General features: G+C 63.8%; 21 protein-coding genes. 9 read left to right on the top strand and 12 right to left on the bottom strand.

Going from position 1 to position 26,604, the window contains the following annotated elements; translation table 11 throughout:
* Positions 1 to 452 precede the first annotated feature (452 nt).
* The 7 genes from OOJ09_RS29365 to hutI form a co-directional block, all read right to left on the bottom strand.
* A complete protein-coding gene (locus OOJ09_RS29365) occupies positions 453 to 9,041 on the bottom strand; it encodes a GH36-type glycosyl hydrolase domain-containing protein (protein ID WP_269908559.1) in 8,589 nt (2,862 codons plus the stop codon).
* Positions 9,042 to 9,308: 267 nt separating this feature from the next.
* Positions 9,309 to 9,896 (bottom strand): HutD family protein, encoded by a 588-nt coding sequence (locus OOJ09_RS29360; RefSeq protein ID WP_269908558.1) that lies wholly within the window; start codon positions 9,894 to 9,896, stop codon positions 9,309 to 9,311.
* 318 nt (positions 9,897 to 10,214) lie between these two features.
* Entirely contained in the window at positions 10,215 to 11,885 is a 1,671-nt protein-coding gene (gene hutU, locus OOJ09_RS29355; RefSeq protein ID WP_269908570.1) for a urocanate hydratase, read from the bottom strand.
* The gene (locus OOJ09_RS29350) at positions 11,885 to 12,259 is read right to left on the bottom strand and encodes a hypothetical protein (protein ID WP_269908557.1); all 375 of its coding nucleotides are present in this window, start codon (positions 12,257 to 12,259) and stop codon (positions 11,885 to 11,887) included. The genes hutU and OOJ09_RS29350 overlap by 1 nt, the downstream gene beginning before the upstream one ends.
* A 27-nt stretch (positions 12,260 to 12,286) precedes the next feature.
* Positions 12,287 to 13,105, bottom strand: coding sequence for an N-formylglutamate deformylase (gene hutG, locus OOJ09_RS29345; protein ID WP_269908556.1), 819 nt, complete (start codon positions 13,103 to 13,105; stop codon positions 12,287 to 12,289).
* Positions 13,105 to 14,646 (bottom strand): histidine ammonia-lyase, encoded by a 1,542-nt coding sequence (gene hutH, locus OOJ09_RS29340; RefSeq protein ID WP_269908555.1) that lies wholly within the window; start codon positions 14,644 to 14,646, stop codon positions 13,105 to 13,107. Before hutH ends, hutG begins: the two co-directional genes overlap by 1 nt.
* Positions 14,643 to 15,875, bottom strand: coding sequence for an imidazolonepropionase (hutI, locus tag OOJ09_RS29335; RefSeq protein WP_269908554.1), 1,233 nt, complete (start codon positions 15,873 to 15,875; stop codon positions 14,643 to 14,645). The genes hutH and hutI overlap by 4 nt, the downstream gene beginning before the upstream one ends.
* A gap of 98 nt (positions 15,876 to 15,973) precedes the next feature.
* Here hutI and OOJ09_RS29330 point away from each other — a divergent pair, with 98 nt between their 5' ends.
* The gene (locus OOJ09_RS29330) at positions 15,974 to 17,326 is read left to right on the top strand and encodes a formimidoylglutamate deiminase (protein WP_269908553.1); all 1,353 of its coding nucleotides are present in this window, start codon (positions 15,974 to 15,976) and stop codon (positions 17,324 to 17,326) included.
* Positions 17,323 to 18,063 carry a histidine utilization repressor gene (gene hutC, locus OOJ09_RS29325; protein ID WP_269908552.1) on the top strand — a complete coding sequence of 247 codons (741 nt, stop codon included), beginning with the start codon at positions 17,323 to 17,325 and terminating at the stop codon, positions 18,061 to 18,063. Before OOJ09_RS29330 ends, hutC begins: the two co-directional genes overlap by 4 nt.
* Positions 18,064 to 18,271: 208 nt before the next feature.
* Here the strand turns inward: hutC and OOJ09_RS29320 are convergent, their stop codons facing one another.
* Positions 18,272 to 18,616: a RidA family protein gene (locus tag OOJ09_RS29320; RefSeq protein WP_091577489.1), complete on the bottom strand. Its 345-nt coding sequence runs from the start codon at positions 18,614 to 18,616 to the stop codon at positions 18,272 to 18,274.
* A gap of 226 nt (positions 18,617 to 18,842) precedes the next feature.
* On the opposite strand from OOJ09_RS29320, the gene aztA reads away from it, so the two are divergent.
* From aztA to OOJ09_RS29290, 6 genes are all read left to right on the top strand, one after another.
* Positions 18,843 to 19,664: a zinc ABC transporter ATP-binding protein AztA gene (gene aztA / locus OOJ09_RS29315; protein ID WP_269908551.1), complete on the top strand. Its 822-nt coding sequence runs from the start codon at positions 18,843 to 18,845 to the stop codon at positions 19,662 to 19,664.
* The gene (gene aztB / locus OOJ09_RS29310; RefSeq protein WP_269908550.1) at positions 19,664 to 20,539 is read left to right on the top strand and encodes a zinc ABC transporter permease AztB; all 876 of its coding nucleotides are present in this window, start codon (positions 19,664 to 19,666) and stop codon (positions 20,537 to 20,539) included. The genes aztA and aztB overlap by 1 nt, the downstream gene beginning before the upstream one ends.
* 33 nt (positions 20,540 to 20,572) lie before the next feature.
* Positions 20,573 to 21,514: a zinc ABC transporter substrate-binding protein AztC gene (gene aztC / locus OOJ09_RS29305; RefSeq protein ID WP_269908549.1), complete on the top strand. Its 942-nt coding sequence runs from the start codon at positions 20,573 to 20,575 to the stop codon at positions 21,512 to 21,514.
* A gap of 145 nt (positions 21,515 to 21,659) precedes the next feature.
* On the top strand, positions 21,660 to 22,082 hold the full coding sequence (locus tag OOJ09_RS29300) for a YeeE/YedE family protein (RefSeq protein ID WP_269908548.1): 423 nt from the start codon (positions 21,660 to 21,662) through the stop codon (positions 22,080 to 22,082).
* Between the two features lie 4 nt (positions 22,083 to 22,086).
* Positions 22,087 to 22,524 carry a DUF6691 family protein gene (locus tag OOJ09_RS29295; protein WP_269908547.1) on the top strand — a complete coding sequence of 146 codons (438 nt, stop codon included), beginning with the start codon at positions 22,087 to 22,089 and terminating at the stop codon, positions 22,522 to 22,524.
* A 67-nt stretch (positions 22,525 to 22,591) separates the two neighbouring features.
* Positions 22,592 to 22,930 (top strand): TIGR01244 family sulfur transferase, encoded by a 339-nt coding sequence (locus tag OOJ09_RS29290; protein WP_269908546.1) that lies wholly within the window; start codon positions 22,592 to 22,594, stop codon positions 22,928 to 22,930.
* A gap of 10 nt (positions 22,931 to 22,940) precedes the next feature.
* Here OOJ09_RS29290 and OOJ09_RS29285 read toward each other — a convergent pair whose 3' ends face one another.
* Positions 22,941 to 23,408 (bottom strand): Lrp/AsnC family transcriptional regulator, encoded by a 468-nt coding sequence (locus tag OOJ09_RS29285; protein WP_269908545.1) that lies wholly within the window; start codon positions 23,406 to 23,408, stop codon positions 22,941 to 22,943.
* Positions 23,409 to 23,547: 139 nt separating this feature from the next.
* On the opposite strand from OOJ09_RS29285, the gene hppD reads away from it, so the two are divergent.
* Positions 23,548 to 24,657: a 4-hydroxyphenylpyruvate dioxygenase gene (hppD, locus tag OOJ09_RS29280; RefSeq protein ID WP_269908544.1), complete on the top strand. Its 1,110-nt coding sequence runs from the start codon at positions 23,548 to 23,550 to the stop codon at positions 24,655 to 24,657.
* A 55-nt stretch (positions 24,658 to 24,712) separates the two neighbouring features.
* Here hppD and OOJ09_RS29275 read toward each other — a convergent pair whose 3' ends face one another.
* The 3 genes from OOJ09_RS29275 to OOJ09_RS29265 are packed head-to-tail and all read right to left on the bottom strand — an operon-like array spanning position 24,713 to position 26,581.
* The gene (locus OOJ09_RS29275) at positions 24,713 to 25,255 is read right to left on the bottom strand and encodes a DinB family protein (RefSeq protein ID WP_269908543.1); all 543 of its coding nucleotides are present in this window, start codon (positions 25,253 to 25,255) and stop codon (positions 24,713 to 24,715) included.
* 4 nt (positions 25,256 to 25,259) lie between these two features.
* On the bottom strand, positions 25,260 to 25,553 hold the full coding sequence (locus OOJ09_RS29270; protein ID WP_269908542.1) for a hypothetical protein: 294 nt from the start codon (positions 25,551 to 25,553) through the stop codon (positions 25,260 to 25,262).
* 14 nt (positions 25,554 to 25,567) lie between these two features.
* Entirely contained in the window at positions 25,568 to 26,581 is a 1,014-nt protein-coding gene (locus OOJ09_RS29265) for a fumarylacetoacetate hydrolase family protein (RefSeq protein ID WP_269908541.1), read from the bottom strand.
* Positions 26,582 to 26,604 lie beyond the last annotated feature (23 nt).

Here is a 26,604-nt window from a genome sequence, read left to right as displayed (position 1 = left end):
AAAACAATGGCCGTGTACCTCTTCAGTTCCCTTAGAGCGAACAAAAGATGGCGACGTTCCGAAATCTGCCGTGATCATCTAACGGTTTGAGAAGTAAGGTAAAATGTCAGGCATGCGGCGGAATCATGGCAGACGGCTCGTGCTGCCGAAATTTTAATCACGAAGGATGTCGGGCGGATGACCAGGGGCTGAAATCGCGTTCTGAACAGTACGGGTAAAGTAACGCGCCCTGGCGGCTCCCAAGGATCGCCGGGAGGCCAGGATCCACCGCGGGGGGAACGCCCAGGCGGAGCGCATCAAAGCATTGATTATAAATAATTATCGGTCCTAATCCGGGTCGCGTTCTCGATCGCGGCGCCAACCGGCCTGGTGCTTGTTCCATCGTGTCGCCGTCCCGAAGACCGCTCGCCCCCCGGGGGTCAACCCGAGGGCGAGCCACCAGGCGACATGCGTCAGGCCGGGATTCTGATGACGACGTCAGCAACGTCGCCACTTTTCAGCTCAACCGTCGAAACCTTGGTCTTTGCCCCATTCAGCTCCAATGAAACCGTCTTGGTCTTATTGTCGCGGATGACGCGAACCCTGAGTTCCGCCCCCAGCATCTTGAGGGTCGCCGAATACCCGTCCCAGTGGCTGGGGAGCTTCGGCTTGAACTGGACACGCTTGCCACGCCGTTCGATGCCCAGGATGCCTTCGACCGCCGCCCTGTAGAGCCAGCCGGCGGAGCCGGTGTACCAGGTCCAGCCGCCACGGCCGCCCTTGTCGCCGCCGGCATAGATATCGGCCGCAACCACATAGGGCTCGACGCGATAGTGATCGGCCGAGGCCTCGTCGGTCGCATGGTTGACCGGATTCAGCATCGAGAAACAGCGATAGGCCTCATCGGTGAGCCCCATCTCGGCGAGCGCGATGACGAACCATGTGGCGGCGTGGGTGTACTGGCCGCCATTCTCGCGAACGCCGGGTGGATAGCTCTTGATGTAGCCCGGGTCCTTGTCCGTCTTCGAGAAGGGCGGCGTGAACAGCTTGACGATCTTGAGCTTGTCGTCGACGAGCAGCTTCGTCGCCTGCTCCATCGCCGTCGTCGACCGCGCCGGATCGCCCTCTCCCGAAAGCACGCTCCAGGATTGGGCAATCGAGTCGATCTTGCACTCCTGCTGGGATCGCGACCCGAGCGGCGTGCCGTCATCGAAGCTGCCACGCCGGTACCATTCGCCGTCCCATGCCGTACTCTCGAGCGCCCGCTTCAGCGCATCGGCATGCTTTGCCCAGGCTTGCGCATGCTTGGCATCACCCTCGGTCTTGGCAACGGCTGCGAAGTCGCCCAGCGTCTTCAGCAGGAACCAGCCCAGCCAGACGCTTTCGCCCTTGCCCTGCTCGCCGACGCGGTTCATGCCGTCGTTCCAGTCGCCGCCAAGGATCAGCGGCAGCCCGGCGGGGCTGCTGCGCTTGATGGCGAGATCGAGCGCTCGCGCGCAATGATCGTAGAGCGAGGCCGTCTTCTTCGAAACTTCCGGAGTGAAGAATGCATCGTGCTCGCCCTCGCCCAATGCCTGCCCGTCGATGAAGGGCAGCTGCTCCTTGAGGATGGCGGCGTCGCCGGTCACCAGCAGATAGCGCGCCGTGGCATGGGCCAGCCAGACCACGTCGTCGGAGATCATGGTGCGCACGCCGGCCCCAGTGCGCGGCAGCCACCAGTGCTGCACGTCGCCTTCGGGGAATTGCCGCCGCGCGGCGTTGAGGATCTGGTCACGCGCCAGTTGCGGATCATGCGCCAGCAACGCCAGCGTGTCCTGCAGCTGGTCACGGAAGCCGAAGGCGCCACTTGCCTGATAGAAGGCGGAGCGGGCGCGGATGCGACAGGCCAGGCTCTGATAGGGCAGCCAGTGGTTGACCATGGCGTCGAGCGCCTTGTCCGGCGTCTCGACCTGGATGGTGTCGAGAAAGCCGCGCCACTCGCGCTCGTTGTCGGCCAGCCGCTTGTCGAAATCCTTGCCCCGGTGCTTTTGCACCAGGGCGCTGGCCTCCTCGACGGACTCGGCATCGCCAAGCAGCCAGAGCAGCGTCACGTCGCCGCCGGCCGGAATCTCGATGTCACGGGCGATCGCCGCGCAAGGATCGTCTCCAGCCTCGACACGGCCCGAAAGTGCCGCGCCACTCAGCACCGCGTGCGGAAGCTCGCTGGTGCCATGCCGGCCGAGGAACTCCGAGCGGTCGGTCGTCACCGAGTGCACGCCGCCGTCGGCGGCCAGGAAGGCCACCCGCTCGCTGAAATCGAGCCCGTAGGGGTTTTGCGCCAGCAACGCACCGGTGGCAGCGTCGCGGGACGGGACGATGGTTGCCGCCGTGCGCGACCGATGCCCGCCGAGCACCCATTCGGCGTAGGCATAGACACGCAGCCGCGCCGGCACCGAACCGGAATTCTGGATGCGCAACCGCGAAACCTTCACCGGATCGACCGGGTCGACGACATGGGTAAGATCCATCGACAACGGCCCACGCCTGGAGCGGAAGGTCGAGAAACCCTGGCCGTGCCAGGCCTCGTAGGTCATCGAGGGATCGCGCACCACGGCGGCGAGCGGCGAGAACGCCTTGCCGCTGGCCTGATCGTAGATGTAGAGGCCCTCACCCGGTCGGTTCGAGACCGGGTCGTTCGACCACGGTGTCAGCTGGTAATCGCGGCTGTTGCGGCTCCAGGTAAAGGCAGCACCCTCGGCCGAGATATGGAAGCCGAACGAAGCGTTGGAGACAACGTTGATCCACGGCTGCGGTGTGGTGCGCCGGCCGGCGAGGCGCACGACATAGTGCCGCCCGTCGCCGTCGAAACCGCCAAAGCCGTTCCACTGGCTGAGCCCGCTTCCGTCGGCATTGGCATCCGTCACCGCCTGCGAGGCAAAGGCAGTCACCATCGGCGTAAGCGGCGGCAGTTCGCGCGGGACCGGCGATCCTGCTGGCTGCAGGGGTTCGCGCGCCTGCAGGGCAGCCGCTTCTGCCCGCTCGATCTGATCGAAGATGGTGCCGTTGCGCGTGTGCAGCACCACGCGGGCGACGGCGAGCAGCGTCTTGTAGGTTGTCTCGTCCATCAGGTCGCGGCGGACCGCGAAAATGTGCTGGCGAGGCCCGAGTTCCTTGCCGCGCAAGCGGCTGTTTTCGCACAGCGTCTCGACCGCACGCTGCAGGTCCTGGACGTAGGAGGACGCCTGCTCGTTGACGACGACGAAATCGATCATCATGCCGCGGGTGCGCATGTACTCCTGGAAACGCAGCGCCTGGGCGACGATCTCCAGGTCGGCGACGTCGCCGATCCTGACCAGGAAGATCGGGAAATCGCCTGAAATGCTGGTCGGCCACAGGCTCGACTGCTTGCCCAGCCCCGAGGCGATGGACTCCGCGGGGAGACGCAGGAACGGATCCGGGTAGATCAGGTAGCGTGCCAGCTTCTGCACGTTTGCGGCATCGGTCAGGCTGAGGCCCATATGGCGGGTCTGCACCTGGCTGCGGGTCCAGGCGAGCATGGCCTGGCGAGCGAAACTCTCCGGGTGGTCGAGCCGTGCGACGGCCTCCTCCAGTTCAGTGCGGCTGGCGCCGACGACGGTCCAGAAAGTCAAGGATATCTTCTTGTTGGCGGGCACGCGCACCTGGCGGCGCAGCGAGGCGACGGGATCGAGCGTGAAGCCCGAATGGCCCCCAAGCCTGGCGCCCGGATCGAAAGCGGCCGCGTCGACGATGGTGCGGCCACGGCCGATGAAGGCACGCCTGTCGGTCTCGGCCTCGGCATCACGCGCCGATCCCGACGGATCGGTGACGAAATGCACCATGGCGACATCGGGCTCGCTGGTTTCGCGCTTGCGCCGCGTGGCGAAGATCGCACCGTTGTTCGATGCGATCTCGGTCTCGACGAACATCTTCGAGAAGGCCGGATGCGCGTTGTCCGATGCCTCCAACCCGAGCACCAGTTCGGCAAAGGAGGTTACTTCGATGTGACGGTCGGATGGGCCGTCATTGTAGAGGGTGACCCGACGGCCTTCGCCATTTCCTTCCGAAATGACGATGCATTCGACCTCGGAGCGCAAGGTGCCCACCGATTTGACGAAGCTCGCCTTGTCGTCGGAGAACAAGGTCTGCGCCTTTTCCTCGGCCGCGCGCTTCGGTTCCGCGGTCGCCGACCACCAATCGCCGGTGTCGGCATCGCGCAGGAAGATGTAGGAGCCGAGCCGGTCCTCGGTAGGGTCCGGCTGCCAGCGGGTGACGGAGAGATCGCCCCAGCGGCTGTAGCCGGACCCGGTCGCGGTGACCATCACCGAATAGCGGCCGTTGGACATCACACTGGTCGAACGCAGCGCCCGCAACGGATCGAGCACGATGCGGGTGTCGGGGCTCTCGATCTCGGTCTCGTCCTTGGCGCGTTCGTCGGCCTCGGTCCTGACGGTCGCGGTCGGAATGTCGCGCGGCGCCCGCTCCTGCAGCAGCAGTTCGGCGGATTCGATGACTGGATCGCTGTGGAACCGGTCGCGCATTCGGCCTTCGAAGATGGCATCGGCAACCGCAACGATCGACATGCCCGAATGGTGGGCCATGTAGTTCTGCACGACGACATGATCGGTGCCTTCCGGCACGCGCTGCGGCGTGAAGTCGACGGCGTCATAGTAGCCGTGGCGGCCAAGCGCGCCGACCTCCCGCAACCGGGCGAGGTTCTGCACGGCTTCACGCGGGTTGAACTGCGCCGCCAGCACGGTCGCGTAAGGCGCGATCACCGTGTTCTGGCCGAGACCCCGCTTCAGCCCGAGGCCAGGCACGCCGAAATTGGTGTACTGGTAGGTCAGTTCGCGGTCGCGGGCGTTGTAGGCCGCTTCCGAAATGCCCCATGGCACGTTCTTCTGGCGGCCGTACTGGATCTGACGCTTGATGATCAGCTTGCTGGTCTGGTTGAGAATGCTGCCTTGCGGCTCCTTCATCACCAGCGGCGGCATCAGATACTCGAACATCGAGCCGGACCACGACATCAGCGCGCCCTGGAAGCCGATCTCGACGATCGGCCGGCCAAGACGGAACCAGTGCTCGGTCGGCAGGTCGCCCTTGGCGATGGCGAACAGGCTGGTCAGCCGCGCCTCGGAGGCGAGAAGATCGTAACAGCTTTCATCGAGCTGGTGCTCCTCGACGCGGTAGCCGATCGACAGCAGCTTGCGTTCAGGCCGCATCAGGAAGGAGAAATCCATTTCGAAGGCAAAGCGGCGCGTGCGCTCGCGCAAGGTCAGGAGCTTGGCGCGCAGGGCCTCGACGGCGTTGTCGTCGCTGTGCGCGTCATGGACATGCGCCTCACAACTGGCTTCCAGCCTTGCCGCCCAATCAACGATGATGTCGCTCTGGGCCGATGCGGCCTCGGTGTGGATGGCAGCGGCGAGTTTGCGGATCTCGCCGGCCAGCACGGCCAGATTGATGGTGCGGATCGAGGCCATTTCCGGCTGCGCCTTGATGGTGTCGACCGCGCGCCGCATGCCATCGAGACGGTCCGCCAGGCGCTGACGCAACGGGCGCAGCTGGCGGCGGTCGTCAGGCAGATCGTCGAGGCTTTCGCTGAGGATGGTGACCGTGTCGAGAATGCCTTCGAAATCGCCCTGGAGGTGGACGGAGGGCGCTTCCGCCCACTCGGCACAGGCTGCCGCCACCGCCACCAGATGGCCGGCAAGATTGCCGCTGTCGACGGCGGAAATATAGAGCGGATAAAGCGGCTTCAGCGTTGTCGTGTCATACCAGTTGAAGAGGTGGCCACGGTCGCGCGGCATGCCCTCGATGGTGGTCATGGTGGCATCGATGCGGGTAATGGCATCGGACAGGCTGATCCAGCCGAAGTCGCGCGCCGAGACGACGGACAGCAGATAGACGCCGATATTGGTTGGCGAGGTGCGTGGCGCCACGACCGGCGCCGGGCTTTCCTGGAAGTTGTCCGGCGGCAGATTGTGATGCTCGGCGGTCACGAAGCTTTCGAAATAGTGCCACGTGCGCCGCGCCACCGTGCGCAGCGCATGGATGTCGGCGGCCGAGATGCGCAGCCGGTCCTCGGTTTCGGCCGAACGGCTGATCCAGGCGGCGATGGCCGGCGAAGCGATCCAGAACAGGGCGAAAAAGAAAGCGACGAAGGCGCCGGTGGAATCGGCCAGCACCGGAATGGCGAGACCGACGAAGCCAATGATCACGGCGCCATACATCATGCCGTAATAGGAGCCGAGATCATTGTCGCCGCTCTTGTGCGCCTGCGAGGCGGTGCGCCATTCGAGCAGGTTCTGGCGGCTGACGAACAGCCGGTAGAGCGTGCGCACGATGGCGTCGCCCATCATCCAGGCGAGATGCGCCATCAGCACGATCTTGAGCGCCACCATGGCGGTGCCGAAGGCGACGTCACGCGCCAGCGCCGAGAAATGACCGCGCGGCGTCTGGTCGCCGCTCTTGGGCAGGATGGCGTTGACGACGTCGAATGTCGGCGCCATGAACAGGCTGAGGATCAGCAGGGCCTGCCATTGAGCGGCCTGCGTGAAGGGCAGCAGCGTCCAGCCGGCGATCGCCGCCATCACCCAGAAGATCGGCGTCAGCGAGCGGCGCAGATTGTCGATCATCTTCCAGCGCGACAAGGCCGGCACGCCGGAGCGCGGATCGAGGATGAAGCCAAGAAGCTGCCAGTCGCCGCGCGCCCAGCGATGGTGACGCGAGGCGTCGACCGAATAGCGTGTCGGGTAGTCCTCGACCAACTCGACGTCGGTGACCAGCGCCGAGCGCGCCAGCGCACCTTCGAGCAGATCGTGGCTGAGGATGGTGTTTTCCTCGATGCGGCCCTGCAGCGCCGCCTCGAAGGCGTCGACATGGTAAAGGCCCTTGCCGGTGAAGGAGCCGTCGCCGAAGACGTCCTGATAGAGATCGGACACGGCAAACACATAGGGGTCGAGGCCGCGATTGGCCGAGAAGACCCGCTGGAAAAACGACGCGTCGTCGCCGCTGGTCAGCGAGGCGGTGATGCGCGGCTGCAGGATGGTGTAGCCGGCCGTCACCACCCGCTTGGTCGCGTCGAAATGCGGACGGTTGAGCGGATGGCAGAGCTTGCCGACGAGGGTCGCGACGGCGTCGCGGGTGGTGCGCGTGTCGGCATCGAGCGTCATCACGTGGACCACGTTTTCCGGCAGCGGCACGTCGAGCGGCAGGAACGTGGTGTCGCTGTCGCCGCGCAGCAGAAGGTCGAGCTCGTGCAGCTTGCCGCGCTTGCGCTCCCAGCCCATCCAGGCGCCCTGGGCGGCGTTGAAGAGCCGGCGCCGGTGCAGGATGTAGAAGCGCGGTGCGCCTTGCGAGGGATAGCGGGCATTCAGGCGGGCGATCTCGGCGCGGGCGAATTCGAGTATTTCGGTGTCCGCCGCATCGATCTCGGTCTTGCTGTCGGGCCAGTCCGACAGCAGCGCGAAGTAGATTTCGTCCGCCGTGTTGGCGAGGTGATGCACCTCGATGTTGCGGATGTTTTCCTCGACGTCGTCGCGCGAGCCGATCAGCGACGGCACCACCACCAGGGTGCGCGCCTCGTGCGGTACACCGTGCTTGTAGTCGTAGCCGACGAGGCGCGTCGGTTTCAGGAACAGCGATACGACGGTGTTGAAGAAGGCGAGCGCGCCCTCGCTGGCCGGCACTGCAAACAGCGCCAGCATCAAGACGATCGACGGCACCGACAGACCCAGATTGGCCAGTGCGTTGCCGGAGAGGACGAGAAGCAGGGCCGTCAGCGCGAACACCGGTACGACGATGCCCAGCCATCCGGTCTTGCGGAACGCGCGTTTGGTTGTCTGGCTGACCGTCGGCCGGTAGCCGATCGCCTTTTCCAGTTCCAGCCGGCGCGGGCCGACGAGAAAGAACCCAACATCGGTGTGGGCGGATGCAGCCGGAGCGGCATCGCCTCCACCATCACCAGGGATGGTCCCGCTGGCGGCGTGACCGGCCAGTTCGATGGCCTTCTCGGCGACGCGATATTCCGAAAGGTTCGAGCGGCGCGCCAGTTCCTCGATCGCGGTCCGGTACTGGTCACGCGAGAAGAAGTCGAGCGCGGCGAAATCGGTGCGCTCTCGCAGCACGGTATCGATGCGGCTGACGCCTTCGAACCACACCGTCCAGTCGACGTCGTTGATGAGGCGCAGGCCGCGGATGATATTTCCGGTCGTCACATTGCCGCTGGACAGCGTGTGATGTTCGGAAATGATGATTTCCTCGGCGTCGGAGCCGGTTTTTTCGAGCTCGCCTTCCAGCCACTCCAGGGCCTTGCCGGCGTTCTGCGATCCATCGCGCAAGCGATAGAGCAGCTGGGTGGCGAACGTGGTGTCCTGCGCGTGGGCGCTGAAGTTGGACAGGATCGCCTGCCGGTTGGGGGTGTCGTCGGTCGCCAGAACCCTGTCTGCCACGTCGTTGGCGATCTGGCGCATCTGGCGGGTGCGATTGACCCTGACCGCCAGCCGGCGGAGATTTTCGATCAGGACGAAGCGCAACAATGACGGCAGCGCCCAGAGTTCGCCGATCTTCAGCGGCTCGACCGACTGAAAGCCCTGGACGATCGACTTGAACATCGTCGCCGAGACGGAACTGTCCGAATGCGCCACATAGGTCCAGGCCAGCGCCAGCGCGCGCGGCACGCTGCCGCCATCCGGCATCTTCAGGGTTGGCAGCTGGCGGTAGAAGCGGCGCGGCAGGTCGCGCTTGACCTGGAAAATGGTTTCTTCGACCAGATAGTTGTTGTCGAGCAGCCACTGAGCCGCCGGCGTGATCGTCTCACCCCTCGCCTGCGCGGCATTGGTCGACCGGTAGACTTCCAGGATCCTCTTGGCGCTGTCGCGGATACGCGCCTGAAAATCGAAGGGCGCCAGGCCGAACAAATCGGTGAGGTCGCCCTTTGCCAGGCTTTCGCCAAGGACACGAAGACGCTCTTCGGGCAGGAAATTGGATCGGATCGGCTCTTCAGTGATGGCCGGGAAGCTCGCGCTCGTCTTCTCGATTTGTGCAGGGTTCGTCTGAATATTCATTGAAAATTCCGTATGCGGACACTGAGCGGCGTCACCGCCACGGCAATGGCCCTAAAACCGATTCAAATGCAATTGGTTGCATAAACCCACTTGCCGAAAGTTTGTTTCCGCACCACGACAGGGCGTCATCTCTCAGCAAAAATTCAAAGACGTGCGCCCCTCTTCCCGTCAAGATCGATCGACGAAGAGGATTCAGGCTTTTTCGTGATGCCGCCAGCAGCTTACGCTATATTTCGCCGGCGTCGCGATCATGTTTGGAAACAAGCGTTAATCGTTGCCGGAGATGCTGTCGATCCGGATCACGAACAGCGTCGAGTCATGGACGGGTTGGATGAGCAGGCTGGCGGTGTCCGAGCCAGGCAACAGCGTGTCCAGCGGCCCGAGGCGAACCGGTTCGGTGCCGGGTACCGTGATTTCCCCATTCAGGCACAGGATGAGGGTCATCCTCGCCCTGGTCTTGATTTCCACCGGCGCCGAAACCGCCAGGCGCTCTACCGTATGCGTCATCCGGCTTCGGCGGGTCATGACATTGAGATCGGTGATCGGTCCGCCAATCAGCGCGGCCGCGGTCGGCATGTCGGCCGGAAAGGAAAGCGGGGCGGTCAGCCTGGTGACGGGGGACGGCCGGCGACCGGCAATGTCGAGGACGATGCCCTCGCCCTCGAGCACGGCAAGCGTGCGATCGACCCCGGCAAATTGCGAGAACGGGCCGCTGCCTTCGACGCGCGCCATCGAGACGCGCCAGTCGAAGTCTTCCAGCCCGGCGCCGGCAGGCGAGACGGCGATTTCCGTCGTCACGCCACCGCCGTTCTTCCACGGCATCGACCGGTAGCCGGCGGCACGAAGGATTTTCATTTCCGATGCCATTTCTGCGATTTTGTTTCCGTTATGTTCCGAATCGTGCTAGGGCTACCGGTGGATTGAAGAGTCATCCCAACTGAGGCTTTGAAAATGGTCAAGCAACCTGGACTCGATGGTCGCCATAGGGATGAGAATGGGCGCATCAGCGAGAAACATGGTAACACTCTCATTGGCAGCTTGAGGGAAACCTACGGCGACAATTTTGCGGAAGGCCGTCGCTCGGATATGAAGCTGAGCACTCTTTTGAGCGAGACGAGAGCCGAGTCATTGAGCGACTATCTGAAAAAGAACAGATAGCCGCTCTTACGTCCGTCAGCCCAAAATGCCCGGCAGATTGAGCTGGTGCTCCTTCGCGCATTCGATGGCGATGTCGTAGCCGGCATCGGCATGGCGCATGACACCGGTTGCCGGATCGTTCCACAAAACCCGCTCCAGGCGTTTGGCCGCCTCGGGCGTGCCGTCGGCGACGATGACCATGCCGGCGTGCTGCGAGAAGCCCATGCCGACGCCGCCGCCATGGTGCAGCGACACCCAGGTGGCGCCCGATGCCGTATTGAGCAGCGCATTGAGCAGCGGCCAGTCGGACACCGCATCCGAGCCGTCCTTCATCGATTCCGTCTCGCGGTTCGGCGAGGCGACCGAGCCGGAATCGAGGTGATCGCGGCCGATGACGACCGGCGCCTTCAGCTCGCCCTTTGCGACCATCTCGTTGAAGGCGAGGCCCAGCCTATGCCGATCACCAAGACCAACCCAGCAGATGCGGGCCGGCAGGCCCTGGAAGGCGATGCGCTCGCGCGCCATGTCGAGCCAGTTGTGCAGATGGGTGTTGCCGGGGGTGAGTTCGCGCACCTTGGCGTCGGTCTTGTAGATATCCTCCGGGTCGCCGGAGAGGGCTGCCCAGCGGAATGGGCCGATGCCGCGGCAAAACAGCGGGCGGATATAGGCCGGCACGAAACCGGGGAACGCGAAGGCGTTCTCGAACCCCTCCTCCTTGGCCACCTGGCGGATGTTGTTGCCGTAGTCGAGCGTCGGCACGCCGGCGTTCCAGAACGCCACCATTGCCTCGACATGTTCGCGCATCGACGCGCGGGCGGCTTTTTCAACCGCTTTCGGGTCGGACGTCCGCTTCTCTCGCCATTCAGCCAGCGACCAGCCCTTTGGCAGATAGCCGTTCAGCGGATCATGCGCGGAAGTCTGGTCGGTGACCATGTCGGGGCGAACGCCACGCCGCACCAGTTCCGGCACGATGTCGGCGGTGTTGCCGACCAGGCCGACCGACTTCGCCTCACCGGCCTTGGTCCAGCGCTCGATCTTCTCCATCGCCTCGTCGAGCGTATCGGCGCGCTCGTCGACATAGCGGGTGCGCAGCCGGAAATCGATACGGTCGGGATCGCATTCAATGGCGAGACAGCAGGCGCCGGCCATGACGGCGGCCAGCGGCTGAGCGCCGCCCATGCCGCCGAGACCACCGGTCAGGATCCATTTTCCCTTGAGATTGCCGCCATAGTGCTGGCGGCCGGCCTCGACAAAGGTCTCGTAGGTGCCCTGCACGATGCCCTGCGTGCCGATGTAGATCCACGAGCCGGCCGTCATCTGGCCGTACATCATCAGGCCCTTCCTATCGAGCTCGTTGAATTTCTCCCAGGTCGCCCAGTGCGGCACAAGGTTGGAGTTGGCGATCAGCACGCGCGGTGCGTCGGGATGGGTGCGGAAGACGCCAACCGGCTTGCCAGACTGGACCAGCAGAGTCTCGTCATCCGCCAGCGTCCTCAGGGAGGCGACGATGCGGTCGAAGTCGTTCCAGGTGCGTGCCGCCCGGCCGATGCCGCCATAGACGACCAGCTCGTTGGGGTTCTCGGCGACGTCGGGGTCGAGATTGTTCATCAGCATGCGCAACGGTGCTTCCGTCAGCCAGGAGCGGGCGCTGATTTCCGCGCCACGCGGGCTGCGGACTTCACGGATGTTGTGGCGAGGATTGTTCATCATTGTCCCTTTCGAATGAGGTGCGCGGCGTTGCGGTGGCCGTCGGCGCTGATCCAGGTGACCTGCTCATGGGCAGGGTCGGAAGTATCGATGGTCATGGCGTAGCAGGCCCAGACGTCCGAGGGCGGCCACAGCGAGCAGTATTGGTCGCCACGCACGTCCCAGCGACCTTGCGACTGGGCGCCGCCTTTCGTGTAGATCGTGGCGCCGCCATCGTCGAAGCTCTGCTCCCAGTCAGGGCCTTCGACACGGGCGCCCTTCAAGGTGGCGAGAATGTCAGCGCCCTTCATGGCCACTTCGGCGGCAGCCGCCGAAACGACCGCGGCCGACAACAGCCCGACGGCAAGAAGAAATGTCCTGGCATGTCCGGTCATGGCATCCATCCCGAAAGCGTTGCCTGATCAGCGTTGCGCCCAGGCAATCGCGGTCTTCAGAATCTTTTCCAGCGTGGCGCGGATCGGCGCCGCGAACTCGGCATCGTAGGGAACCGGCCAATTGTCAGGCGCGCCCTTGCCTTCCGGCTCGCGCATATAGCCACGGTTTGACAGCTCCATCTGCAATGCATGGACGCCATCTTGAGGCTGACCGAAATGGCGCGTGATCCAGCCGCCCTTGAAGCGCCCGTTGACAACAGAGCTCTCACCGGTTTCGGCCATGATCCGACCGACCATCGCCTGCAAGTCCGGGTCAGCGCTCTTGCCGTCGTTGGTGCCGAGATTGAACACAGGCAGCGTGCCATCGAACAGGCGCGGCAGCACAGAGCGGATCGAGTGGCAGTCGTAGACGACGATCGTCTGGTGCAAGGTTCGCAGCCTGTCGATCTCGGCCTGCATGGCGGCATGATACGGCACGAAGAATTTCTCGCGCCGCTCATCGACCTCCGACGGCCCCGGCTCCTCGCCCTCGCGGTAGAGCGGATCGCCGTCGAAAGTCTCGGTCGGGCAGAGACCGGTCGTCGTCTGGCCGGGGTAGAGCGAGGCGCCGGACGGGTCGCGATTGACGTCGATGACGGTGCGCGAGATCGCGGTGTGAACGACAGTCGCTCCGAGGCCTGCGGCGAAATCATAGAGCTTGTCGATCCACCAGTCGCAATCGCGGCGGCCGAGCCAGGGCGACACCAGCCGATTCTCGAGGCCGGCGAGGTCGATGCCGGTGTGCGGGATCGATACCAGCAGCGGTGCCGTGCCGCGCGTTACCGTAAGCCAGGGCGTTCTGGTCATTACGCCGCTCCCGAAATCGACGGCAGCGCTATCGCGCCGGCTGCCCTGACTGTCGCGCCGCTGCGCACCATGGCGATGGCCTTTTCCATATCGGGGTGGAAATGCCGGTCATTGTCGAGATGCGGCACCTCGGCCCGGACCAGCTTGCGCACCGCTTCGAGCGCGGCGCTCGACGCGAGCGGCTGATGGAAGTCGCAGCCTTGCGCGGCGGCCAGCAATTCGATGCCGATCACCGCCGTTGCATTCTCGATCATGCCGATCAGCCGGCGCGCGCCATGCGCGGCCATCGAAACGTGGTCTTCCTGGTTGGCCGAGGTGGGAATGGAATCGACGCTGGCCGGATAGGCCTTCTGCTTGTTCTCCGAGACGAGAGCAGCCGCTGTCACCTGCGGGATCATGAAGCCGGAGTTCAGGCCCGGCTTCGGCGTCAGGAAGGCCGGGATGCCGGACAATGCGGGATCGACCAGCATGGCGATGCGGCGTTCCGACAACGAGCCGATCTCGCAGACGGCGAGCGCGATCATGTCGGCGGCAAAGGCCACCGGCTCGGCGTGGAAGTTGCCGCCGGAAAGTGCCGTGTCGTCCTCGGCGAAGATCAGCGGATTGTCGGTGACGCCATTGGCCTCGGTGCCGAGCGTGTCGGCTGCCTGCCGCAGCACGGTGAGTGCCGCACCCATCACCTGCGGCTGGCAGCGCAAGCAATAAGGATCCTGCACGCGCTCGTCGCCAACCCGGTGCGATTCACGGATGGCGCTGCCGGCCATCAGATTGCGCAAGGCGCCGGCCGTCTCGATCTGGCCGCCGTGCTTTCTCAGCAGGTGGATGCGCGGATCGAAGGGGGCGTCGGAACCCCTTGCCGCGTCGGTCGACAGCGCACCGGCGACCAGCGCCGACTGGTAGAGCACTTCGGCCTCGAACAAGGCGGCGAGCGCATAGGCCGTTGAAAACTGCGTGCCGTTGAGCAGCGCCAGCCCTTCCTTGGCGCCCAGCGTCACCGGTTCCAGCCCGTGCGAGACAAAGGCGACCTTGGCGGGGAAACGGCCGTGCGGGGTAAAGCATTCGCCGACGCCGATCATCACCGCTGTCATGTGCGACAGCGGCGCCAGATCACCCGACGCGCCGACCGAACCTTGCGCCGGCACCACCGGGATGACGTCGTTGGCCAGCATCGCTTCGAGCAACTCGATGGTTTGCGGCCGCACACCGGACGCGCCCTGCGCCAGGCTGGCGAGCTTCAGCGCCATCATCAGCCTGCAAACAGCGACCGGCATCGGCTCGCCGACGCCAGCGGCGTGCGACAGCACGATGTTGCGCTGCAAGGTCTCGAGATCCTCGGCGGGGATGCGGACGCTGGCCAGCTTGCCGAAGCCGGTGTTGATGCCATAGACCGGTTCACCCTTGGCAACGATCCGCGCGACAGCCTCGGCGCTCGCCTTGATTTTTGGCCTGCAGGCATCGTCCAGCTTCGGCACGGCGCCGCGATAGATGGCGCGCCAGTCGGCCAGCGTCGCATTGCCGGGCTTGAGGGTCAGTTCGGTCATTGTCCTCTCCAGATACGGGCATGCAGCGGGTTGAAACCCATGCGGTAAACGAGTTCGGCGGGGCGCTCGATGTCCCAAATCGCCAGGTCGGCGGATTTGCCGGCCTCGAGCGTGCCGGTTTCGCCAAGCAGGCCCAGTGCCCGGGCGGCCTCACGGGTGACACCGGCAAGGCATTCATCGACGGTCAGGCCAAACAAGGTCGCCGCCATGTTCATGGTCAAAAGCAGCGAAGTCAGCGGCGAGGTGCCGGGATTGTTGTCGGTGGCGACAGCCATCCTGACGCCGTGCTGCCGGAACAGGCCGATCGGCGGCTTCTTTGTCTCGCGGATAAAGTAATAGGCGCCAGGCAGGATCGTCGCCACGGTTCCCGCCTTCGCCATCGCCGCCGCACCGGCCTCGTCGGTGTATTCGAGATGATCGGCCGACAAAGCGCCGTAGCGGGCTGCGAGTTCGGCACCATGCAGGTTGGACAGTTGGTCGGCATGAAGCTTGACCGGCAGGCCGGCAGTCTTGGCGGCGTCGAAGACACGCGCCATCTGCTCAGGCGAAAAAGCGATACCTTCGCAAAAGCCGTCGACGGCATCGGCCAGCCCTTCGGCAGCGACCGCCGGGAGAATTTCTTTTGCGACCAGATCTATAAATGCGTCCTTGTCGCCCCTGGCTTCCGGCGGCAGCGCATGGGCGCCGAGGAAGGTTGTCCGGATCGTCACCGGCCGCCTGTCGCCCAGTTGGCGGGCGGCCCGCAGCGACTTCTGCTCATTTTCGAGATCGAGCCCGTAGCCGGACTTTACCTCCACCGTGGTTGCGCCCTCGGCGATCAGCGCATCGAGGCGAGGCAGCGACTGCGCGACCAACTCATCCTGGTTGGCGGCACGCAGCGACTTGACCGAGGAGACAATGCCGCCGCCCGCTTTTGCGACTTCTTCATAGGTGGCGCCGGCCAGCCGCATCTCGAACTCGTTTGCACGGTTCCCGGCGTGGACAAGATGGGTGTGGCAATCGATCAGGCCGGGCGTGATCCAGCGGCCCTCGCAATCGATCCTCTCGTCCTGAGCAAGCGTTGCAGGCATCTCCGATTCGGGGCCGGCGTAGACAATGCGGCCGTCACGCGCGGCGACCGCGCCATGTTCGACAACGCCAAGTCCGGCAGAACTTTCGGCCATGGTGACAAGGCGCGCATTGCGCCACAGGCGAAGCCCCCCTGCCCGGCCCTTGCTCTCTGCAACCATCATCTTTTCCGTTTCAATTGGCGGCAATTATGTATATACATATTGAAACGCACTGCAAGCGCTATCATCGCATGGACGACAGAGAACCGGAGAGAAAAGTGACTGATATCTTCGCGGAACAGGCGCTCCTTCCCGATGGCTGGCACAACAATGTGCGGATCACCCTCGCCAAGGGATGCATCGCAAACGTCGAGCCTGAAAGCACTGCGTTGGCTGGCGACGAACGCCACTCCATCCTGCTGCCCGGCATGCCCAATCTGCACAGCCACGCCTTTCAGCGCGGCATGGCCGGATTGGCCGAGCTTCGCGGCCCCTCCGCCGACAGTTTCTGGAGCTGGCGCGAGGTGATGTATCGTTTCGCGCTGTCGATGACGCCCGATCAGGTCGAGGCAGTTGCCGCGCAGCTCTATGTCGAGATGCTGGAGGCGGGTTTTTCACGAGTCGGCGAATTTCACTATCTGCATCACGACCGCGACGGAAAGCCCTACGCCAACCTCGCCGAGATGGCCGAGCGCATCGCGGCTGCGGCCGGCGAAACCGGTATAGGCTTGACTCTATTGCCGGTGTTTTACGCACACTCCTCTTTTGGCGGCGCGGCCCCCAATGAGGGCCAGCGGAGATTCATCAACGATGTGAATCGGTTCTCCCGGCTTGTTGAGAAAAGCCGCGAATGCGTTGGCACTTTGAATCAAGCCGTCGTCGGCGTCGCCCCGCACAGTTTGCGTGCCGCGACACCTGAGGAACTCGCCGCAGTCGCAGCGATGGCACCCGATGGGCCAATCCACATCCATATCGCCGAGCAAGTGAAGGAAGTCGAGGATTGCCTTGCCTGGTCCGGCGCACGTCCGGTCGAGTTTCTGCTTGGCCATGCCAAGGTCGACCAGCGCTGGTGCCTGATCCATGCCACGCACATGACAGATGCGGAAACGGTCGGGATGGCGAAGAGCCGCGCCATCGCCGGCCTTTGTCCGATCACCGAGGCCAATCTCGGCGACGGTACCTTCGCCGCGCCGCTGTTTACAGAACATGGCGGCCGCTTTGGCATCGGTTCCGATTCCAACGTCCTGATCGGCTTGCCCGACGAGTTGCGCCAGCTCGAATATTCGCAACGCCTCGCGCATCGTGCCCGCAATGTGCTGGCGGTCGCCGGTGGCTCGACCGGCCGCGCGTTGTTCGACGCCGCACTTGCCGGTGGCAGCGCCGCTCTTGGCGCCGGCGCGTCCGAAATTTCCGCCGGCGCATCCGCCGATCTCGTCTCGCTCGATGCCAATGCCCCCTCATTGGCCGGCAAGACTGGCGACGCGATCCTCGATGCATGGATCTTCGCCAATGGCAGCAAGGTCGACTGCGTCTGGGTGCATGGCAAAAAACAGGTCAGCGGCGGCCAGCATGCAAGGCGCGAGGCCATCGCCGAGCGTTTTCGCAACGTGATGACGGCGCTCTCGGCATGAGCGTGATCGAGACGGCGGACGCTGAAGGTGGCGGCTCGCTGCACCAGCGCATCCTGTCCAATATCAGCGAGAAGATCCTGTCCGGCGCCTGGGCGCCCGGTCACCGCATCCCGTTCGAACACGAATTGACGACCGAGTACAATTGCTCGCGCATGACAGTTAACAAGGCGCTGTCGCAGTTGGCCAAGGCCGGACTGATCGAACGCCGCCGCCGCTCAGGCAGCTTCGTCCGCCGGCCACAGTCGCAGGCGGCCGTGCTGGAAATCCAGGACATCCGGCTCGAGGTCGAGGCGCTTGGCCTGTCCTATCGCTACGAGCGCGTGGCGCGGCACAAGAGGCGCAGCAGCGCCGAGGATCGCAGTCTGCTGGAGCTCGATGCCGTCGGATCGGTGCTGGCGCTGGAATGCCGGCATTTCGCTGGCAAGCGGCCGTTCGCGCATGAGCAGCGGCTGATCAACCTGGCCGCCGTGCCAGAAGCGATCGACGAGGAATTCCTGGCTATCGCGCCTGGCCCGTGGCTGATCGGCCGCGTGCCATGGAGCGAAGCCGAGCACCGCATCCGCGCGGTTGCCGCCGACAGGCACATCGCGGCGGCGCTCGACATCGAGGCCGGCGCACCTTGCCTGGTGGTCGAGCGCCGGACATGGAGCGCCGAGCACCCGGTCACCCACGTCCGCTTTACCTACGCGGCCGAGAGCCACACGCTGGTGGCGCGGTTTAGGCCCTCGCAGGGGTAGCGCCATACCTTCTCCCCTTGTGGGAGAAGGTGGATCGGCGCTTTAGCGCCGAGACGGATGAGGGGTGCTGGAAGGAATGAGGCGCCAGAAAATCCAAGGATTTGAAGCCTTTAATTCTTCAACGTAGCGATCCGCCCAACACCCCTCATCCGACCGAGCTTCGCTCGGCCACCTTCTCCCACAAGGGGAGAAGGCAAAGCGCTGGCGCTCAGATCGCCGCCGTGATGATGATTTCGACCAGATATTCCGGTCCGGCGAGCTTTGCTTCACCGGTGGCGCGGGCCGGAGTGTTGCCCTGGGGCACCCACTTGTCCCATTCCGAGTTCATCTCGGCAAAGGTGCTCATGTCGGCCAGCCAGATGATCGCCTGCAGAATCTTGGTCTTGTCCGAGCCGGCCTTGGCCAGCAGCTCATCGACGGCCGACAGGATGTCCCTGGTCTGCGAAGCAACGTTCCCACCCGGCTGACCAACCTGACCGGCCAGATAGACGGTATCTCCGTGAATGACGATCTGGCTCATGCGCGGGCCAACATCGATGCGACGAATGCTCATGGGGCGTTCCTTCCTGTTGTCGGTGGCGCCTCTTTAGAGTTGGCGCCGGCTTCGGGCAAGGCCGCCCGGTCAAATCCGCTTGGGCCAACGGCGTATGACATCCATACACAGCAAGTTGACCCGGCAGCCGCAACTCCGCCCGGGCGGGTTGTTGACTAATGTAATAACATCACATATCCAATTGACCGCTGGCAGCAGCCGGATTTCGCCGCCCCCATGGAACGACATGACCCAGACCTGCCTGACATTCCGCGACCTGACGCTTGGCTACGGAAGCCACCCGGCGATCCATCATCTCGACGGCACTATCCGCAAGGGCTCGCTGACAGCCGTGGTTGGCGCCAACGGCTCCGGCAAATCGACGCTGATGAAGGGCATTGTCGGCGTCTTGAAACCGATGGCCGGCGAGGTCATCCGTGCCTCCGGGCTGCGTGCCGCCTACCTGCCGCAGCAATCGGAACTCGACCGCTCCTTTCCCGCCCGCGTCGTCGATCTGGTCTCGCTTGGCCTGTGGCCACGGCGCGGCCTGCTTGGCCGCTACACCAAGGAAGATCGCGATGACGTCAGCAAGGCGCTGATGGCGGTCGGCCTCGGCGGCTTCGAAAAACGTCCGATCGATACGCTGTCGGGCGGCCAGTTGCAGCGCACGCTGTTTGCCCGCGTGCTGTTGCAAGACGCCGACCTCATCCTGCTCGACGAGCCGTTCAACGCCGTCGACGCCAAGACGGTCGGCGACCTGATCGCGCTGATCAAGCGCTGGCATGGCGAGGAACGCACCATCATGGTTGTGGTCCATGACCTGGATCTGGTGCGCCAGAATTTCCCCGAAACGCTGCTGCTGGCGCGCCAGCCGATCGCATGGGGCGAGACCAGGGAGACACTGAAGCCGGAAAACCTGTTGCGCGCCCGCCGCTTCCACGAGGCCTGGGAAGAGAACGCGCCCTGGTGCGAGCCCGAGGGCCATGATCATGCCCATGATCACGGTCATGGGCATGCACATGATCACAGCCATGATCACCATCACGGCGCCGGACCGAGGGCTGCCTGATGGACATGCTTTACGGTCTCTTCATCGCACCCTTCGCCGACTTCGGCTTCATGCAGCGGGCACTTGTCGGCTCGCTGATGCTGTCACTCGGGGCCTGCCCGGTCGGCGTTTTCCTGATGCTGCGGCGCATGAGCCTGTCCGGCGATGCCATGGCGCATGCCATTCTGCCGGGCGCGGCCGCCGGCTTCCTGCTCTATGGGCTGGAAATCCTGCCGATGACCATTGGCGGCCTGATCGCCGGCATCATCGTGGCGCTCGGGGCAGGTGCTGTCTCGCGCTTCACCATCCAGCGCGAGGATGCATCGATGGCCGCCTTCTATCTGATTTCGCTCGCCATCGGCGTGCTGATGGTGTCGATTCGTGGCTCAAGCGTCGATCTCATGCATGTGCTGTTCGGCACCGTGCTGGCGCTCAACAACGAAGCGCTGACGCTGATCGGCGGCATCGTCGCGGTGACTTTGGTGAGCCTCGCCATCTTCTGGCGCGCGCTGGTCGCCGAGTGCCTCGATCCGCTGTTCCTGCGTTCGGTCAGCCGCTTGGGAAGCCCCGTGCATTTCATCTTCCTCGGCCTCGTCGTGCTGAACCTCGTCGGCGGCTTCCAGGCGCTCGGTACCTTGCTGTCGGTCGGACTGATGATGCTGCCGGCCGCAGCCGCCCGCTTCTGGACCGTGCGGGTCGAGCCGATGTGCGTGTTGGCGGTGCTGATCGGCTTTGCTTCCTGCATCGCCGGGCTGCTCTTGTCCTATCACGCGTCGCTGCCGTCCGGCCCGTCCATCATCCTGTCCGCCGGCGTCGTCTATTTCGCCTCGATCCTGTTCGGCACGCGTGGCATTTTGCGCGCGCGCGTCATTCATCACCGCCACAGAACGGCCTGATCCTCACGCCGCCCCCTAAAGGAGAACCCGCTTATGCTGAAATCGATCCGCGCCGCCCTGGCGATGAGCGTTATAACATTAATTGCCTTCGGTGCATCGTCGGCCTTCGCGGCACCGCTGAAAGTGGTCGCCAGCTTCACCGTCATCGCCGATTTCGCCAAAAATGTCGGCGGCGACCGCATCGATGTGACCACCATCGTCGGGCCGGATGGCGACGCTCATGTGTATGAACCGAGCCCGGCAGACGCGGTGGCCATGGCCAAGGCCGACATCGTGCTGGTCAACGGCCTGCATTTCGAAGGATTTCTGCAGCGGCTGGTCGATGCCAGCGCCACCAAGGCCTCGATCGTCACCCTGACCAAGGGCGTGACGCCGATCGATTTCAAACCTGAATTCGCCGACGCCGACGCGGCCGAGGGCGCCGGTACCGGCGGCGGCAAGACGGTCACCGATCCGCACGCCTTCCAGTCGATCGCCAATGCCAGGATCTATGTGAACAACATCGCCGAAGCCTTCTGTGCGGCCGACTCCGAAGGCTGCGTCAGCTACCAGACCAATGCCGCCGCCTACATCAAGAAGCTCGATGCGCTGGAGGGCGAAGTGAGAGCCGCGATCCAGTCGATCCCCGAGGCGAAACGCGCGGTCATCACCTCGCACGACGCCTTCGGCTATTTCGAACACGAATACGGCCTGACCTTCCTGGCCCCGCAAGGCATCTCGACCGACTCCGAGCCGTCGGCCGCCGATGTCGCCAAGCTGGTCACCCAGGTGAAGCAGGACAAGGCAGCGGCGATCTTCGTCGAGAACATCACCAACCCGCGCCTGATCGAGCAGATCGCCAGCGAAACCGGCATCAAGGTGGGCGGCACGCTCTATTCGGATGCGCTGTCGCAGCCCGACGGCCCGGCTTCGACCTATATCGACATGATGCGCAACAACATCCGTCAGATCAAGGGCGCCATTCTCGGCAGCTGACCCGGGCCTCCTCGGAAAAGCGGAGCCAATCTCCGCTTTTCCGTTTCCGCTCCGCGCAGCGCGAGTTGGATTCTCCGCCGGAAAAGTCTATCTGCGCTATCGATCCGCGCAGAGAAGCGGATCGACCGCGGATCGAAAGCTTGCCATGACAGATTTCACGCCTTTCCAGTCGCTGCTTGGCGGCGCCCTCATCGGCCTGTCGGCAGTGCTTTTGATGGCGTTGCATGGCCGGATTGCCGGGATGACCGGCATCCTGACCGGAGTCATCCCGCCGCTTTCTCCTGAATGGCGTTGGCGGGCCGCCTTTCTCGCCGGCGCCGTGGCAGCTCCACTTCTCTATCAAGCCGTTGGCGGGCACATCGCCTTCAGCGTGCCGGTGCCGACGCTGGCTCTTGTCGGTGGCGGCTTCCTGGTCGGCATCGGCGTGCATTTCGGCGGCGGCTGCCCGAGCGGCCACGGCATTTGCGGCATGGCGCGGCTGTCGCCACCCTCCGTGATTGCCGTCGCGACCTTCATGATCACTGCCTTCGCGACCGTGTTCATTGTCCGCCACGTGATCGGAGGCTGAGGCCATGAACAAGCTCGTCTCGGCCTTCCTGATCGGCGGCGTCTTCGGCCTCGGAATCGCTGTCTCGGGCATGATCAATCCAGCCAAGGTGCTGAACTTCTTCGATATTGCCGGCACGTGGGATCCAAGCCTGATCTTCGTCATGGGCGGCGGCCTCGCCATCGCCTTCGCCGGTTACCGCCTGGTGTTCCGCCGCCGCGAGGCGCCGGTGTTCGAACCCGCTTTCGCGCTGCCAACGAAGCGCGCGATCGACGCGGAGCTGGTCGGCGGCGCCGCCGTCTTCGGCATCGGCTGGGGCATTGCCGGCTTCTGTCCCGGCGGTGCCATCCCGGCGCTTGGTCTCGGCTATTCCGCGACACTGATCTTCGTCGCGGCGGTGATCGCCGGTATTATCGTTGCTCGTTTTGCCCGGACGCGCCTCGTCCAGCCGGCTGCGACATAGGATTCAGTTGCCGGCCACGTCAGGGAGTGGCAAGACTCCCGCCAAATCAGATCGCGAGGACATCGTCATGGAATATCGTGAGATCAGCGAGGACTATTCGGTCTCGGGCCAGATCCAGCCCGAAGACGTCGTCGCCATCAAGGAAGCCGGCTTCAAGAGCGTCATCTGCAACCGGCCGGATGACGAGCAGCCAGGCCAGCCTTCGGCCGATACCGTCAAGGCGGCGGTGGAAGCCGCCGGTCTCGCCTTCCGCTATATCCCCGTTGTCAGTGGCCAGATCACGGCCGAGAATGTCGAGGATCAGGCCGAGGCGCTCGATGAACTCAACGGCCCGGTCTTCGCTTATTGCCGGTCCGGCGCGCGCTGCACCAACCTCTACGGGCTGATCCAGCAGTCGAAGGGGTGACGGCCTAAGGTCAGATCGGCAAGGCGCCGGTTTCCTTCAGCGTTTCGAGCACGATCGCCGTCTTCACATGCTGCACGGATTCATGCGGCAACAGCACGCCGTTGACGAATTCCGACAGCGACTTCAGGTCGGGCGTCACGACCTTCAGGATGTAATCCATCTCGCCGGTCAGCGCGTGCGCCTCCTGCACCTCCGGCAGCCGCGCTACCAATTCGCCGAAGCGCCGTGCGTTGTCGCGGTTGTGGGTGGCCAATGTCACCGAGATGACGTTGACCAGCGAGAAGCCGAGCTTGTCGCGGTCGAGCACCGCGCGATAGCCTTTGATATAGCCGTCTTCCTCCAGCCGCTGACGGCGGCGCGAGCATTGCGACGCCGACAGGTTCACCCGCTCCGACAGATCGTTGTTGGTCAATCGCGCGTCGCCCTGCAAGAGCGCCATTATCTTGCGATCAAAATGATCAATGCGCGCCTCATCCATGGTTTTTCCTCATATCATGCACGATTCACGCATCACATGACCATTTCAGGCGTTTGAATGCAAGCACCATGCAGCCCGTCCGCGTTATCATGGCGCCGAATGGCCGGTCCCAGGCCAAGCCAGCTTCCGGAGGAATATCATGGGTCCTTTCCCGCATGACGCCCCGCCCGCCAAGATCAGCAAGAACAACCCAGCCGGCACCGATGGCTTCGAATTCGTCGAATTCGCGCATCCTGAGCCGGAGAAGCTGGCCGAGCTGTTCACCCGCATGGGCTACGTGGCGGTGGCGAAGCACCGCACGAAGAACATAACCGTGTGGCGCCAGGGCGACATCAACTATGTCGTCAATGCCGAGCCCGGCTCACATGCGATGAAGTTTGTCGACAAGCACGGACCATGCGCTGCCTCGATGGCCTGGCGGGTGGTCGATGCTAAGCATGCTTTCGATCACGCCGTTGCCAAGGGTGCCACGCCCTACGAAGGCAGCGACAAAGCTCTCGACGTGCCGGCTATTGTCGGCATCGGCGGCTCGCTGCTCTATTTCATCGAGACTTATGGCAAGAAGGGCTCGGCCTATGACGCCGAGTTCGAATGGCTGGGTGCGCGCGACCCGTGGCCGCAGGGCGTCGGCTTCTACTACCTCGACCACCTCACCCACAATGTCTATCGCGGCCAGATGGACAAATGGTGGGATTTCTACCGCAATTTGTTCGGCTTCAAGCAGATTCATTTCTTCGACATCGACGGCAAGATCACCGGACTGGTCAGCCGCGCCATCACCTCGCCCTGCGGCAAGATCCGCATTCCGCTCAACGAATCCAAGGACGAGACCAGCCAGATCGCCGAGTATCTGAAGAAGTACAATGGCGAAGGCATCCAGCACATCGCCGTCGGCACGGACAAGATCTACGAGGCCACCGACAAGTTAGCCGCCAACGGGCTGAAGTTCATGCCCGGTCCGCCGGAAACCTATTACGACATGTCCTATGCCAGGGTGAACGGCCATGACGAGCCGATAGAGCGGATGAAGAAGCACGGCATCCTGATCGACGGCGAAGGCGTGGTCGACGGCGGCATGACCAAGATCCTGCTGCAGATCTTTTCCAAGACCGTGATCGGCCCGATCTTCTTCGAGTTCATCCAGCGCAAGGGCGACGAAGGCTTTGGCGAGGGCAATTTCCGCGCGCTGTTCGAATCGATCGAGCAGGATCAGATCAAGCGCGGCGTGATCAAGGTCCAGGCGGCGTAACAGATCTCAAGTCGAGCGGATTGCGCATGCTCCCTGGTTGGGATGATGCGCGAAATCAGATCTCTAACCCCAGCCGCTCGACCTCTTTCGCTCTCAGCTTCACATCGTAGTCGAGCAGGAACTCGTCGAGCTGCGGCGGCTTGACCGACGTGCCGGACAGCATCGCGTGCACCTGGCCGCGATGATGGATATCATGCAGGAAGACGTGGGCGAGGATGTCGCCGATGCGCTCGGGGATCATGCCGTCCTCGCGCCGGTCGGTGACGATACGGCGGTCGAGGTCGGTTGCCGAGAGCCGATCGCAAAAAGCGATCAGCCGCCGGTCAACAACAAGCTGGGCGGCATGGAGTTCCGGCGGCGCGTCGAAGGGCACGAAATCATCGTAGGCGGAAGCGCCGACACCGCCCTCTTCCAGAAAATCGAGATAGAGATGATCGACCGCAAGGATGTGGTTGAGCGTCGCCTTGATCGACGGAAAAAAGCTGGTGCGTTCGGCTTCGAACTCACCGGGCTTGAGGGCAAGTACGGCACGATAGAGCCGGTCGTTCGACCAGAGATTGTTGCCGGCCATGCGGCGCAGATGGTCGAGCAAGGTCATGACGTCATCCCGCAGAGCGAACCAGATACAGACCTGCCCACATCACCGCAAATCCGGCGAGAACGATCAATAGCAGCCCATTCATGCGTCGCCTCATGGCTTGCGTTTGCTCGTCCCGCGAGACTTTCATGTTTGTGATGGTGTGAAACAACATCGCCTTGCGGGGAAAGGCGCCGCGGTTGGTCAGGTCCGGCGAGCGTGCCTCGATGCGATAGCTCAGCCGGATCGCAAGGATGAAGACGACCAATATGGCGATCGCCCAGACGCCGCACAGAAGATAGAATGCCTCGCCCTTCATTCCATTACTCCGCCCTACCCCTCGTATTTCTCGACCTTCTGCTCGATGGCGCCAAAGATCGAGTGCCCGGCCTTGTCCTTCATCTCGATGCGCACCGTGTCGCCGAAGCGCAGGAATGGCGTTTTCGGTTCGCCGCTCTCTATGGTCTCGATCATGCGTAGCTCGGCGATGCAGGAATAGCCGGCGCCGCCTGCCGACACTGGCTTGCCCGGCCCGCCGTCGAGCTTGTTGGAGACGGTGCCAGAGCCGATGATGGTGCCGGCGGTCAATGGTCTTGTCCTGGCGGCGTGAGCGATCAATGCCGGAAAATCGAAGGTCATGTCGATACCGGCATTGGCCCGGCCGAACGGCTTGCCGTTGAGGTCGGCGAGCAGCGGCAAGCTCACCTTGCCGCCATCCCAGGCGTCACCCAGTTCGTCCGGCGTCACCGCGACCGGAGAGAAGGCCGAGGACGGCTTTGATTGAAAGAAGCCGAATCCCTTGGCCAGCTCCGGCCCGGTGAGCGCGCGCAGCGTCACATCATTGACCAGCATGACCAGCCGGATCGCGGCGCCCGCTTCATCGAGGCTTGCGCCCATCGGCACATCGTCGACAACAACGGCGACTTCCGCCTCCAGGTCGATGCCGAAGGCTTCGTCGGCCATGCGGATCGGGTCGCGCGGCGGAACGAAACCGTCGGAACCGCCCTGGTAGATCAGCGGATCGGTCCAGAAACTTGCCGGCATCTCGGCGCCGCGTGCCTTCCGCACCAGCTCGACATGGTTCACATAGGCCGAGCCATCGGCCCATTGATAGGCGCGCGGCAGCGGCGAATGCGCGTCATGTTCGTGAAAGCGGGCCGACGGCACCGCATTGGTTTCCAGCGATTCCGCCAGTGTCGCGAGGTGCGGCGCGATGCGGCGCCAGTCGTCGAGCGCCGCCTGCAGCGTGCGCGCCAGGAACGAGGCATCGGTATACTGCGTCAGGTCGCGCGAGACGACGACGAGTTTTCCGTCGCGCGTCCCGTCCTTCAAGGTGGCAAGCTTCATGCGGTTTCCTCTCCTGATATGGC

Source organism: Mesorhizobium qingshengii (assembly GCF_027563465.1).
Taxonomy (GTDB): domain Bacteria; phylum Pseudomonadota; class Alphaproteobacteria; order Rhizobiales; family Rhizobiaceae; genus Mesorhizobium; species Mesorhizobium qingshengii_A.
Note: the sequence above shows the minus strand (reverse complement) of the source record. Positions and strands in the feature narration are given on the sequence as shown.

Coding starts and splice junctions, on each gene's coding strand:
- OOJ09_RS29350 (WP_269908557.1), bottom strand. CDS start 12,259: ATGACCGGACATGCCAGGACATTTCTTCTTGCCGTCGGGCTGTTGTCG.
- OOJ09_RS29285 (WP_269908545.1), bottom strand. CDS start 23,408: ATGGATGAGGCGCGCATTGATCATTTTGATCGCAAGATAATGGCGCTC.
- hutH (WP_269908555.1), bottom strand. CDS start 14,646: ATGACCGAACTGACCCTCAAGCCCGGCAATGCGACGCTGGCCGACTGG.
- hutC (WP_269908552.1), top strand. CDS start 17,323: ATGAGCGTGATCGAGACGGCGGACGCTGAAGGTGGCGGCTCGCTGCAC.
- OOJ09_RS29270 (WP_269908542.1), bottom strand. CDS start 25,553: ATGAAGGGCGAGGCATTCTATCTTCTGTGCGGCGTCTGGGCGATCGCC.
- OOJ09_RS29300 (WP_269908548.1), top strand. CDS start 21,660: ATGACAGATTTCACGCCTTTCCAGTCGCTGCTTGGCGGCGCCCTCATC.
- aztC (WP_269908549.1), top strand. CDS start 20,573: ATGCTGAAATCGATCCGCGCCGCCCTGGCGATGAGCGTTATAACATTA.
- OOJ09_RS29360 (WP_269908558.1), bottom strand. CDS start 9,896: ATGAAAATCCTTCGTGCCGCCGGCTACCGGTCGATGCCGTGGAAGAAC.
- OOJ09_RS29365 (WP_269908559.1), bottom strand. CDS start 9,041: ATGAATATTCAGACGAACCCTGCACAAATCGAGAAGACGAGCGCGAGC.
- OOJ09_RS29275 (WP_269908543.1), bottom strand. CDS start 25,255: ATGACCTTGCTCGACCATCTGCGCCGCATGGCCGGCAACAATCTCTGG.
- OOJ09_RS29290 (WP_269908546.1), top strand. CDS start 22,592: ATGGAATATCGTGAGATCAGCGAGGACTATTCGGTCTCGGGCCAGATC.
- hutI (WP_269908554.1), bottom strand. CDS start 15,875: ATGGTTGCAGAGAGCAAGGGCCGGGCAGGGGGGCTTCGCCTGTGGCGC.
- aztB (WP_269908550.1), top strand. CDS start 19,664: ATGGACATGCTTTACGGTCTCTTCATCGCACCCTTCGCCGACTTCGGC.
- hutG (WP_269908556.1), bottom strand. CDS start 13,105: ATGACCAGAACGCCCTGGCTTACGGTAACGCGCGGCACGGCACCGCTG.
- OOJ09_RS29320 (WP_091577489.1), bottom strand. CDS start 18,616: ATGAGCATTCGTCGCATCGATGTTGGCCCGCGCATGAGCCAGATCGTC.
- hppD (WP_269908544.1), top strand. CDS start 23,548: ATGGGTCCTTTCCCGCATGACGCCCCGCCCGCCAAGATCAGCAAGAAC.
- OOJ09_RS29295 (WP_269908547.1), top strand. CDS start 22,087: ATGAACAAGCTCGTCTCGGCCTTCCTGATCGGCGGCGTCTTCGGCCTC.
- hutU (WP_269908570.1), bottom strand. CDS start 11,885: ATGAACAATCCTCGCCACAACATCCGTGAAGTCCGCAGCCCGCGTGGC.
- OOJ09_RS29265 (WP_269908541.1), bottom strand. CDS start 26,581: ATGAAGCTTGCCACCTTGAAGGACGGGACGCGCGACGGAAAACTCGTC.
- aztA (WP_269908551.1), top strand. CDS start 18,843: ATGACCCAGACCTGCCTGACATTCCGCGACCTGACGCTTGGCTACGGA.